Source organism: Nostoc sp. ChiQUE02 (assembly GCF_034531305.2).
Lineage (GTDB): Bacteria > Cyanobacteriota > Cyanobacteriia > Cyanobacteriales > Nostocaceae > Nostoc.
Genome location: NZ_JAVRBN020000008.1, coordinates 59,865 through 72,060 on the forward strand (window position 1 = coordinate 59,865; position 12,196 = coordinate 72,060).

Annotated in this window: 7 protein-coding genes; 3 read left to right on the top strand and 4 right to left on the bottom strand. The window is 44.9% G+C overall.

Annotation, left to right across the window (positions count from 1 at the left end):
- Positions 1 to 19: 19 nt before the first annotated feature.
- The 4 genes from RM347_RS10790 to RM347_RS10805 all read right to left on the bottom strand — a co-directional run bounded on the left by RM347_RS10790 (position 20) and on the right by RM347_RS10805 (position 8,011).
- Positions 20 to 2,680 (bottom strand): VCBS domain-containing protein, encoded by a 2,661-nt coding sequence (locus RM347_RS10790; RefSeq protein ID WP_322721821.1) that lies wholly within the window; start codon positions 2,678 to 2,680, stop codon positions 20 to 22.
- Positions 2,681 to 2,898: 218 nt separating this feature from the next.
- The gene (locus RM347_RS10795; RefSeq protein WP_322721822.1) at positions 2,899 to 4,500 is read right to left on the bottom strand and encodes a TIGR03032 family protein; all 1,602 of its coding nucleotides are present in this window, start codon (positions 4,498 to 4,500) and stop codon (positions 2,899 to 2,901) included.
- A 321-nt stretch (positions 4,501 to 4,821) separates the two neighbouring features.
- Positions 4,822 to 7,485 (bottom strand): PAS domain-containing sensor histidine kinase, encoded by a 2,664-nt coding sequence (locus RM347_RS10800; RefSeq protein ID WP_322721823.1) that lies wholly within the window; start codon positions 7,483 to 7,485, stop codon positions 4,822 to 4,824.
- Between the two features lie 325 nt (positions 7,486 to 7,810).
- Positions 7,811 to 8,011 carry an adenylate/guanylate cyclase domain-containing protein gene (locus RM347_RS10805; protein ID WP_322721983.1) on the bottom strand — a complete coding sequence of 67 codons (201 nt, stop codon included), beginning with the start codon at positions 8,009 to 8,011 and terminating at the stop codon, positions 7,811 to 7,813.
- A gap of 602 nt (positions 8,012 to 8,613) precedes the next feature.
- Between RM347_RS10805 and RM347_RS10810 the strand changes: the two genes are divergently transcribed.
- Genes RM347_RS10810 through RM347_RS10820 form a run of 3 tightly spaced genes read left to right on the top strand, consistent with a single transcriptional unit; the run spans position 8,614 to position 12,195 of the window.
- Entirely contained in the window at positions 8,614 to 10,200 is a 1,587-nt protein-coding gene (locus tag RM347_RS10810; protein WP_322721984.1) for a DEAD/DEAH box helicase, read from the top strand.
- Complete coding sequence (locus RM347_RS10815) at positions 10,130 to 11,344, top strand: DUF790 family protein (protein WP_322721824.1); 1,215 nt, start codon at positions 10,130 to 10,132, stop codon at positions 11,342 to 11,344. The genes RM347_RS10810 and RM347_RS10815 overlap by 71 nt, the downstream gene beginning before the upstream one ends.
- Positions 11,345 to 11,349: 5 nt before the next feature.
- A complete protein-coding gene (locus tag RM347_RS10820) occupies positions 11,350 to 12,195 on the top strand; it encodes an endonuclease/exonuclease/phosphatase family protein (protein WP_322721825.1) in 846 nt (281 codons plus the stop codon).
- The last annotated feature ends 1 nt before the right edge of the window (position 12,196 follow it).

Sequence of the window (12,196 nt, forward strand, 5' to 3'; positions counted from 1 at the left end):
TGCGATCGCCTTAGTAGACTTAAACAATTGCCAAATTAGTCAAGCTACCGCTAAACCCGGTAATCTCAATCACCGCATCGCTGTTTTCTTGGAAACCAGCCGTGCCATTATTCAATGCTAGGAAGGTGCGCGTACCAAAGCTAAAGGTGGTAGCGCCATTAGCCACAAAGTTGCTATTAGTCAACAACGCCCCCACACCTGCGGCATCCAGACTGGTCACCGTCCCCAGTTCCTTGAGATTAGCAGCACTGACAGCAGTAGGGCCGTCAATGCGGTCAGTGCCGATTTGCAAGTCGGTGATGCGGTCAAAATTACTTAGCAGCGAATCAGCCAAAGCAAAGCGGAAAGTATCAGATCCATTACCGCCAGTTAGAGTCTCAGCACCAGCACCGCCGATTAACAAGTCATCACCGTTACGACCCAGGAGAATATCATTACCCAATCCACCATTGAGGGTATCTTTGCCATTGCCGCCATCGAGGTAATCAGGCCCGTCATTGCCAGTAAGGCTGTCTGTGCCGTTACCACCAAATTGGCGAGTGCCAACTAGCAGGTTCACAGTGCCTTGGGTGATGCCGCCTTTGCCATCGCTGAGGGTGTATTTAAAGCTACCATTGCCGCTGCTGGTGGGATTAAAGGTGATAAAATCATCAGCAGTGTTGGCAGGCGTGCCGTTATTATTGAATGTGACACTGCCACCCACTGGGCTACTCGCTCCAGTAATCGATAACACATCGCCAGTATCCACATCGCTGTCATTGGCAAGTAGGGTGGTGACAGAAATGTTCAGCGGCCTGCCTTGGGTAGCGAGTAAGGAGTCTGTGCCTGCAACTGGGTTATCGTTGACACCGTTGATGGTGACAGCGATCTCTTGGCTGGCAGTACCGTCAAGAGATTGCACGGTGAAGGTTTCATTTTTAATGACACCTGCACCCAAAAATTGCACTGCACTGTTGGCAACGCTGTAGTTCCAATTTCCAGTATCGGTGATGCTGAGGCTGCCCAGGTTGCCAGTGGCGGAGGTAACGGTGGTTTTAAACTTGTTCTCCCCGGTATCGACATCATCAACGCTTAAGCTGTCTGTGGTGGTGAGGTTGCCGCTGACGACATTCAAATCTTCGGTGACTGCACCTGTGGCTGTACCTATGATGCTGGCGGTGTCATTCACCCCAGTAATCGTCACGGTGATATCCTGGCTGTCTGTACCGTCAACAGATTTCACGGTGAAGGTTTCGGTTTTGGTGACGCCTGCACCCAAGAATTGCACGGCACTGTTGGCAACTGTGTAAGTGAAAGCACCTCCATTTGTGATGCTCAGGCTACCCAAGTTGCCGACAGATGAGGTGACGTTAGTGTTAAATTTGTTTTCACCAGTATCAACATCAGCGACAGTTAATGCACCCGTGGCGGTTAAATTGGGTGTAGTGGCATCTTCGGTGACTGCGCCTGTGGCTGTGCCTGTGATGGTGGCGGTATCATTGACGCCATTAATTGTAATGGTCGCAGTGGCGCTAGCTGTACCACCGTTACCATCGCTGATGGTGTAGCTAAAGGATGCGTCGGCAGTGGCTCCTTGAGGTAAATAATCGTAGCCATCTGTCAGGGCAGTAGTGCCATTGGTGGGGTCAAAGGTAAAAGTGCCGTTGGCATTCACCGTGAGTTTACCATTGCCCAAGTTAATTTGATTACTAACATTAGTAGCACTGCCGTTGACTGCTGTTACCGTCAGGGGGTTGCTATCGGGGTCGCTGTCGGGGGTGGTGGGGTTGGCGGCAAGAACGTTGCCGTTAAGCACAGTGTTTTCACCGATGGTAAAGCTATCGTTGACCGCATTAGGAGGGGTATTGGGTGGTGGGATAAGGTCGTTGCGGAAGAACCGAAGTTGACCTCCAGCCTGTGCTTCAAAAACATCCAGGTCGCCATCGCCATCAATATCAACCAAATTGGGTTCAGGGTAATCGTCAGCACTTAGCCCAAACGGATTGGTTTTCAACGGAGCAAAAGCGGGAGCTTTGGCAGTGCCAATATTCTCGAAATATTTGAGGGATTGATTGGCACTTTCACCGACTAAGAGATCCAGATCTCCATCATTGTCAACATCGCCCAACGTAGGTTTGGTGATGTCTCCAGCATCGGTTAACCCAAAGGGATTGATTACGGCAGAGGCAAAGACGGGATTGCTGGCCGTGCCAATATTTTGGAAGTACCGGAAATTACCATCACCATGCCCACTAAAGAGATCCAGGTCACCATCATTGTCAATATCACCAAAGGTAGGCGTAGCAGCATAATCGTCTCCAGTGCTGGCGATGGCTACCCCAGTCCCAAACGCAGGGGTGCTGGCAGTACCGATGTTTTGGAAGTAATTGATAACACCGTTGGCCACATAGGACTGGAGGAAAACGTCCAGTTTCCCGTCGTTGTTGAGGTCGGCAAGGGCGATCGTGGCAATCAGTCCAATGTCGGGTAGCCCAAAGGGATTGGCTACCGGAGCAGCAAAGACAGGTGCGGTGGCGCTGCCTGTGTTCTGGTAGTATTTGGTGATGCCATCTAAACCATTAGTAAATAGATCGAAATCGCCATCATTGTCAATATCGCCAAAGGCAGCATCGAGATAGATTTGGTCTCCGGGAAAACCAAAGGGGTTAGTAATGGGGGCAGCAAAGTTTGGGTCTGTCATGGTAATTTACTCCAGATGTGATGTTTTAAGGTCAGTTCGGTTGGGCGCACGACCCACATTGGGATTGCTTGTCCCAGGGTTGCCCGCGAATGGCGGCTAGACGAGCACGCTACGACTCGAACAGATGCCAGGTGTCACGGGGCTTAAGCCAACTGGGGGGAAGGGAGGAGGCCTGGCGAATTGCCCTGCACGAGCGCAGTTGGGAGGAATCGTGAGGTTCATGGTTCCCCCACAGGAGTGAGCAGATTCGTGAGATTTTGCTGCGCTGCCGCCAGATTGGGCTTGAGTTGAATTACCCGTCGATCGGCAGCGATCGCTTTCTTTGTCTTCCCCTGAATCTGCCAGATTGTGCCTAGATTGCAGTGTGCTTGGGCAACGTTGGGGTTTATTGCTAGCAGTTTTTGATAGGCTGCGATCGCTTGTTCCATCTGCCCCAACCCCTGCAAGGCATTAATGGCAAATCCCACCATTTCCCCCGCCAGGGATGCCGAGATGCCCACCAATTCACCCCGTTGGGGTTGGGTTTGCCACCTTTGCTGCAAACTGGGAAAAGTAAAGGCATCGTAACCAGCTAGGCTGCTGGCTGTCAGGTGATAGACGCGTTGGTATTTGGAGGGATGGGGGGAATCTTCGGTGTTGGATGGCGATGCTGTGGTATTAGCGTTTTCCCACAATTGGCGAGGCAAGCCAGCGATGGGTGCTTTTCCTGCTGCACTAGGGCGTTTTGCCGTGGGTTTAGTGGTGACAATGCCACCAGAACCGGGAAAGGTGACTAGGCGTTCGATATCCTCTGACTGGAAGTCCAAGCACTGGGGTTGACGCACACTCGGTAGCACTACTACATCAAAGAGTTCTTCAACTACCCCATCTAAGTGCAGCCAATGGACTGTATTCCCAGTGTTGATGTCAATTACCATTAGCCCACACTGGGAAGTCGTGCCTAGAGTAGTCAGCCTCTCTTCTAGAGGTAGTCCGCTAAAGGTAGGCGATCGCAATTTCGATAGCCCCACAATGGCGAAGTTTTGCCAAAATGCCAGCCCCCGCACAAACCCAGGACAGAAGGTATCAGGTACAAATTTGCCATCATCCAGGTATCCGAAATCTCCTGTCCCCGCATTCAACAGCCACAGTTTACCCTGATACCAGCGGGGTGAGTGGGGCATGGATAACCCAGTGGCAATGATGTCGTTGGTTTGCACATCAATTACTACACCACCACCTACTCGGTGGTTACGCCAGCCTGCGGCGGTGTCGGTGGTGCTACAGGCGGTGACGTATCTTGGTTTGCCATCGCGCAACGCTAACCCATTGAGGTGACAACGGTCTTCGGCGGCTAGCTTGGAAATAAACGGCGGTTGCCACAGGGGAACAAAGCTGTAGTCGTTGCTGATGGTAGCCAGGCAACTAAAATCTGTGTTGACAAATACAATCTTTTCTGCATCATCCAGCACGACATCATGAACATTCAAATCGCCAGTGGTGTATGCCGTGCGAGGGATGTAGAGGCGATCGCTTTGTTGATAGATTTCTCCTGGTTTGAGTAAATTTTCAAATCGCCAAATTTGATAACGCGTGCTAACATATATACTGTTGTTTGATGCATACATTCCCATTGGTTTATCAAACAATCGCTCGCGAGCAGCTACTCGCCCTTGCTCATTGCAACCGATGAAAAACAGACGATTAGTTTGATAGGTAGTGAAAGCCAAGCTAACAAACTGCGTTTGCAACCAGGGTATGAAGTGCGGCGAACAGTTTATTTCTAGTTTGGGCGCACTCAATCCAGGGACAGCGTTACTGCCCGGCAAAAAGCTTTCCATACATATTTTTTAATTCATCACTTTTTTTGACAAAGCAAAATCGCCTCCATCACCGCTGAAAAGTAAAGGTATGGAGACAGCACCCGATTGATTGGTAACTTTTATTAAAGACAATTGGTAAATAATACCGCTAAACCTTGGGTATTTGAGGTAACTTCACCAAAAATTAATAGAAACTTAGAAATTTTTGTATAGAGAATTGCAACAATGTCACGTTAATCTGACAGCGATCGCAATGCTAAATCCTTCATACCAATTCTCTATAATTTCCCATTAAACAAGCCTCCGCTACCGAGATTTCCCGCCCATCCTCGCAAGTTCCTAAATAGCTTTAATTGGCAGACTGACAACGAATATCGCCCCCTGTCCAATTCCTGCACTTTCGGCAGAGACTGTGCCACCGTGTAATTCTACCAAGTGACGGACGATCGCTAACCCTAATCCTAGTCCACCATGCGATCGTGTGCTGGAACTGTCAGCTTGACGAAAGCGTTCAAATACATGGGGTAAGAATTCGGCAGCAATTCCCCCTCCCGTATCACTCACCCGAATTTGCACACAGGATTCAATGTGCACTAATTGCACATCAACTTTTCCGCCCTTGGGTGTAAACTTGACAGCGTTGGAGAGCAAATTCCACACAATCTGTTGCAAGCGGTTGGCATCTCCCACAACTACCCCTACTTCCGGGTCGAATCTACAGTTGATGCTAATTTCTTTGGCCTGGGCTGCTGGGTACACAGTATCGATTGCCGCCTCTATAAGTGGTACAAGTTTTATTTGTTGCATACTTAGATGAAGTGTGCCTCTAATAATCCGCGAGACATCTAAAACATCTTCAATCAATTGCGCCAGGGATCTAGTGTTACGCTCAATAGTCTCTAGTGCCCGACCAGTAGTAGCCTCATCAAACTTGCGAGTCCTAAGTAGCTGCGTCCAGCCCAGTATAGCGTTTAGGGGTGTACGGAGTTCGTGGGAGAGTGTGGCAAGAAACTCATCCTTCATGCGGTTTGCAGCTTCTGCATCAGCGCGTGCTGCTTGTTCGCGCTCAAGCAGGTGTTCGCGTTCTTGTTCTGCTTGCTTGCGATCGGTAATGTCAATCATGAATCCATGTAGTAGCTGCGGCCCATTTTCATCCCGCACCACATTCACAATGTCATGCAACCATACAACTCTGCCATCAGCAGCCAACATTCTGTATTCAAATTCGTAATTATTCAGTGATAGAGAAGATTCTTGGCAATACTGGATAGCCCACTCCGCATCTTCTGGATGCATGTGTTTTGCCCAGAAATCATCGATGTACCAGTCTGACAATGGATAGCCAAGAATATCAAAGGTTTGCGGCCCTACATAGGTAAAATTCCCGCTAGTGGCATTTACCTCCCAAGGAATCACCCGGACTTTTTCGGTGAGTATCTTTAACCGTTTCTCACTATGTTTGAGAGCTGCTTCTGCTAACTTGTGAAGTGTAATATCGTTGATTAGAGCAACAAATCCTTCAACTTTCCCTTGCTGACTGAACTGGGGAACGTAAGTGACATTCACGTAATGGTTTGTACCATCTTTATGGGGTAATTGGGTTTCGTAAGTTACTTGCTCTCCTGAAAGTACCGTTTCTACATAAGGAAGAATCGACTGATAAACTGGCTCTCCTAAAATTTCTTTAATGTGTTTACCAGAAATTTCGGAAGCAGGAAGCCCAAACCAGTCTTCATATCCCTTGTTATTAAAGCGATAATGCTGCTGGATATCAACATAGGAAATCTGTACGGGCACAGCATTTGTAATTAGGCGCAGTTCATCTTCTCGTTGGCGCAGTGTTGCTTCTGCTCGCTTGCGTTCTGTGATGTCGCGTTGAGTTCCCCACGCTCCGACTAAAAGACCATTTTCGACAATTCCCACCAGATTATTCAAAAAATATTTGGAATTACCTTGCTTATCTATTTCGTGGGATTCTGCATCAATTAGTCGGTAGTTAGAACGGATAAAATTACGCAGGTATGCAATATTATGTGGATCGGAGGGAATAAGAAAGTCTCCTAGTCTGACACCGATAATTTCTTCGGCACGAGAACAGCCATACATCTGCGCCATAACATTGTTGCATTCTGCTAAGTAAACATATTGGTAAAAATGTTGAATTTGTTCATCTTCGGGACAATCTGCTGAAATTGGTACTTCCAGTTCGATGCACCAAATACCTTCTGAACTCTGCTCTAAAAAAGCGCGGTAGCGTTCTTCGCTTTTGCAAAGGGCAAGCTCTACTTGTTTACGTTTGCTTAAATCCAGTACAAAAGAAATAACATCATCTGGATTATTTTCTAACGAGGCAGAACCTAATAAGATGGGAATGCGGCTGCCATTTTTGCAGATGTATTCGTTCTCAAAGGGCTGACACACGCCTTTAGTGGTGAGTTCTGCGATCGCACTGTTGTTAGCTTCAATATATTCTGGTGGTATCATGTCGCGCCATCGAAGCCCTGCTAGCAAATCCTCCTGCGAATAACCTACCATTCGTAAAAAAGCATCATTTGCCTCTGCGATCGCCCCGTCCAGATTAGCTACAATTACCCCAATGATGTTGGAATCTACCAACCTTCTAAACCTTGCCTCGCTCACCTGTAGCTTCTGCAAACTCATTTGAAGATGTTGTTTGGCAGTGTTTAACTCTGAGTTCAGCAAGCTTATCAGTATTGTCACCAGCACAAACAAGCCTAACCGCACTATGCTGTCTAAATTATCAATAAAGAGCGAAAACACTGGCTCTAAGAAAAAGTAGCTAACGGCTAAAATAGACAAAGCAGTAGCCAGTAACCCTGTTTTCATGCCGCCATACCAGGCACTAACCGCCACGGCAGCAAAAAATAGCAGGAAAATAGTTGGTTCCAGTAGTGGCTGTAGCAGTAGTGTTAGTAGCAATGCGCTACCAACAGCCAATAACGTTACAGCATAGTGCGCTAGAAGGAAACGTGTTCCTTTCAATGTGGCTTCTCCTTTTTGCAGCTAGCTAAAGGATTATTCCCAAAATCAGCTAGACATTGCGTAAGCGTAGCCCGTCGTAGACATCGCTCAACACCTATTATGCATCGGAAAAATACACATTTAAGCAGTTAGTTGCTGCGAATCTATCTAAAGTAGTAAAACTTAGTTTTAGCAAAGGTTAAATAACCTGATAATTGTTGCTCTAATTATATATTTTGTTTTTGAGTCTCTGTCAAAAAGTATAGACTGATTAAAGTTTTAAATTAATTTCCTTTAGTAGTATATAAGTCATCATTTCACCTTTACCTTTAACCTTAATTAAACCTCATTTCTCCAATAAGTACTTATCCTTTAAAAGCTGATAACTTGCTTCACAAACCTGGATACTACCTGCTATACCGTGTGATTCCATTCTACTAGCAGTATTTACTGTATCTCCCCAAAGGTCGTAAGCAAACTTTTTCAGCCCAATCACCCCTGCTACTACTGACCCTGTACTAATGCCAATACGGATGCGAAAGGAAATGTATCCACCATTGGACTGGAATGATTGTAGCCTGAGTGAGAAACATTAGAGTCCAAATATTGCTTTTAGATTATAGATCGTTAAACAGCAAAGATATATGAATTTGAAGAACACAAGTTACAGACCATCCTAAACTCAAAAAAATTAAGTTTAGGATGGTGGCAATCAATAGAAATTTTACATAAAACCCAATAAATAAAATTGATTATTTTTAGTAATAAACCCATCTTAAAAACTGTATCTTGCCTTGTAATTGTAAGATTACGCAAATAGAAAAAGAATCAGAATTAAGAAAATAATTAGCATAATCTGCACCTGCAATTGCAGGCGTTTCAGCAGAAAGCTTTATCTTTGTTCTTTGTAGGATTCGGTAAGGTTATTGTTGGTTTGCCGATCAGACATTCCATGACGAATGAGCACATCTAGTTGGGTTTTATCGGAGTTAGTTGGATGAATCATGCACTTTTTGCGTTATTAGTAATCAAAGGACTAGGGAATGGAGCATAGCGCATGGGGCATGGCGAATGGAAATAATTACCAATGCCCAATGCTCAATGCCCGATGCCCAACACCCAATACCCAATGCCCAATGCCCAATACTCATGGCTCGTACCCCTACACTAAATTTTGATCGTGGCACATTAATTTTGCATCCACCACCACGCGGCAAAGGTTGGATGGACTACGCCACATGGGATGATAGAGTTGAAAAATTCCGCATTCCCGCAATTAGATACCGATCGCTAGTAGAAGCACTACAAGCAGAAGATGTGAGTTTTATCGATGAGGCGAAGGAATTTTATCCCGTAGATTTGGTTCCCAGCCTGGAAATGGAACCCTATCCCCACCAGACTGAGGCGCTAGCGGCTTGGAAACTGGCGGGTAGACAAGGGGTTGTTGTGCTTCCTACGGCGGCGGGAAAGACTTATTTGGCGCAAATGGCGATGCAGTCAACGCCGCGCACGACGCTGATTGTAGTGCCAACTTTGGATTTAATGCATCAGTGGTATGCACACTTGGTGGCGGCTTTCCCCGATGCTGAGGTGGGATTGCTGGGAGGTGGTTCGCGGGATAGAACAGCCATTCTCGTTGCAACTTATGATAGTGCAGCAATTCACGCTGAGACGTTGGGAAATCAATATGCGTTAATGGTTTTTGATGAATGTCATCATTTACCCACAGATTTTAATCGGGTGATTGCTGAATATGCGATCGCACCTTATCGCCTGGGACTCTCCGCGACACCAGAACGCACCGATGGTAAACACGCTGACTTAAATATCCTCATTGGCCAAGAAGTATATCGCAAACGCGCTGAAGATTTGGCGGGGAAGGCGTTAGCAGAACATGAAATTGTCCAAATTAAGGTAAAGTTATCGCAACTTGAGCGGGAAAGATACAACCAGTTAATTCAAACCCGCAACGACTTTTTGAAGCAATCCAAGATTTCTTTAGGGAGTTTGCAAGGTTGGCAAATGTTCGTGCAAATGAGTGCGCGATCGCAATCTGGACGGAGAGCGATGTTAGCGCACCGAGAAGCGAAAGATATCGCTTTGGGTACTGATGGTAAATTGCGAATTCTGGTTAATTTATTGGCAGAACATTATCCGGCAAGAATTTTGATTTTTACTGCTGATAATGCGACAGTTTACCGCATTTCTCAAGAGTTGCTAATTCCGGCAATTACTCATCAAACTCCTGTGAAGGAACGCCATGAGATATTAACAAAGTTTCGAGAGGGTAAATATAATACTTTGGTTGCTTCTCATGTGTTGAATGAGGGGGTTGATGTACCTGCGGCTTCTGTAGCGATTATTTTATCGGGAACAGGTTCGGCTAGGGAGTATACTCAGCGATTGGGTAGGGTTTTGCGGAAGGGGAATATTGAGAATAAACAGGCGATTTTATATGAGGTGGTGGCGGAGGATACAAGTGAAGAAGGCACTTCGGCTAGGCGGAGAGGGGAGAGAAAGGCAGGGAGAACAGGGGAAGAACAAGAGAAGAAAGGGAAGTTACAGGTTGTGTATGGGAGTGGGAAGGAAAGGAGTTTGAAGGCTGCGGAACAGTTAGAAATTAATTATTCAACCGGAAGTTCAAAATCTAAAATCCAAAATTCAGATGTTACCGACAGACTTACTGATGCATCGCCAAAACGGCGAGGAGATCATCCCGAAGAGACTGAAGATTGATCAGAAAACTTCGGAGTTGGCGATTGAGTTAATTAATTATTTTCAATCAGCAGTGGGGAAGACTCAAGGTGTGCTTGAGCGACAACTGACTGATTTTGAAGGAGATTCTACAGATTATCGGGTGAAGCGGGGATTAGCTTATATTCTCAAAAGCAGTTTTTGCACTTTTGAGGTGGTTAGTCCGCTGGAACCACAAATGTTAAGAGAACGGGTGTTTTCGCTAGCTGCAAAGTCTGTTTCTAGTCGAGAATCAACCCAAGTTACTCTGAGTAAAATTGCTGATGAGTTAACTCAAGAACTTGAGCGAGAAGTTTTATTAGAACAGGTTCGTAATGGACTCTATGCTGATTTATCTGAGAATAAGATTTTGACTGTTTTTGATGCACCAACAGCGTCAGATTTGTTAAATCGATATAACTTATCTCAGGTGCAGGGAGTATTTTATAAAGCCAGTCAACTTGTATTAAATGCTCACCGGAATGTTCCAGGTGAATATAAGCTGTTATTTCGCTATTTAAAGTTGTTTCAATTGATGGCTTATATTGAAGGTGATGCTGACCACGGGTTTACAATTACCATTGACGGGCCGACGAGTTTGTTTAATCCTAGTACGCGATATGGGTTAGCGATCGCTAAACTTATTCCCGCTTTACTTCACGTTACTAAATGGAGCCTTTCGTCCATTCTCCAAACCCGTGACGCTTATACAAATACTTGGAAAACTGGACGTTTTACTCTCAATTCCGAATGTGGTTTGGTATCTCACTATCCGCCAGGTAAGCCCTACGATAGTATGCTAGAAGCATCATTTGCTGATAAATGGGATGCTTTAAAAAGTGGTTGGGCGTTAGAGCGAGAAGTTGATTTGATACCAATCCCCGGTAGTGTGATGATTCCGGATTTTCGCTTAGTACATGGTGATGGACGTACCTTCTTATTAGAAATTGTTGGTTATTGGCGACCAGAATATTTACAAAAGAAGTTTTCTCAGGTGCGGCGGGCTGGACGTGATGACTTAATTTTGGCAATTTCCGAGCGACTTAATTTAGAAAAGGCGGGAGTAAAATTAAATGATGTCCCCGCCAGGATTGTTTGGTTTAAAGATAAATTATTGCCGAAAGCTGTATTAGCTGTAATGGATTGATAGTGATGTCTAATATTCAAGAACACGTAAACACTCTCGTTACCAAATTTGTTCCATCTTATAGATTTCTTCGTTTACAAGAACTCACAATTGATAAAAATCATTCCCTCCAAAGAGAAATTAATAGTAACTCAATTAAAGTTCTCAGTTGGAATATTGCTAAACAAAACTATAATAAAACTTGGTTAAAAGATTTTTCAACAATAATTGAAACTTACCAACCTAACCTCATATTTTTACAAGAGTTTTCCCTAAGGCTAGAACCAGATCAATTAAAAAACTGGCTGAAAATGAATTGGAATTTTGCACCTAACTTTGTAGATATTCATCATCAAAGCTATTCGGGAATTTTAACAGCAGCTACAATCAGCCCACTTACAAAAAAAGTTATAACTACTAAACATTATGAGCCGATTGTTAAAACTCCTAAAATTTCTTTAGTTACTGAGTATCTGCTATCTGATAAAAGCACAACTCTTCTGACAATAAATAGTCATCTGATCAATTTTGTAGATTTAAATAAATTTAAAATACAACTAAAAGAATTAGAGCTAGCGTTATCTACACATCGTGGGCCACTAATATTTTCAGGAGATTTCAATACTTGGAGTCAAAAAAGAGCAGTTATCCTCAATCAAGTAACAACTCACTTGGGATTAACGCCAGTAATTTTCGCACCTCACGAAAAGGAGAAAATTAAACGCTTCCTGTTATCACCCCCTTTAGATCATATCTTTTATCGAAATCTCACTGCCAAGAAAGCCAGTGCTAAGGTGCTAGACAAAATTTGTTCATCCGATCACAAACCATTGCTGGCAGAATTTACTTATACCAATACTCAAAAAAATTAAG

Coding starts and splice junctions, on each gene's coding strand:
- RM347_RS10810 (WP_322721984.1), top strand. CDS start 8,614: ATGGCTCGTACCCCTACACTAAATTTTGATCGTGGCACATTAATTTTG.
- RM347_RS10790 (WP_322721821.1), bottom strand. CDS start 2,680: ATGACAGACCCAAACTTTGCTGCCCCCATTACTAACCCCTTTGGTTTT.
- RM347_RS10815 (WP_322721824.1), top strand. CDS start 10,130: ATGTTACCGACAGACTTACTGATGCATCGCCAAAACGGCGAGGAGATC.
- RM347_RS10820 (WP_322721825.1), top strand. CDS start 11,350: ATGTCTAATATTCAAGAACACGTAAACACTCTCGTTACCAAATTTGTT.
- RM347_RS10795 (WP_322721822.1), bottom strand. CDS start 4,500: ATGGAAAGCTTTTTGCCGGGCAGTAACGCTGTCCCTGGATTGAGTGCG.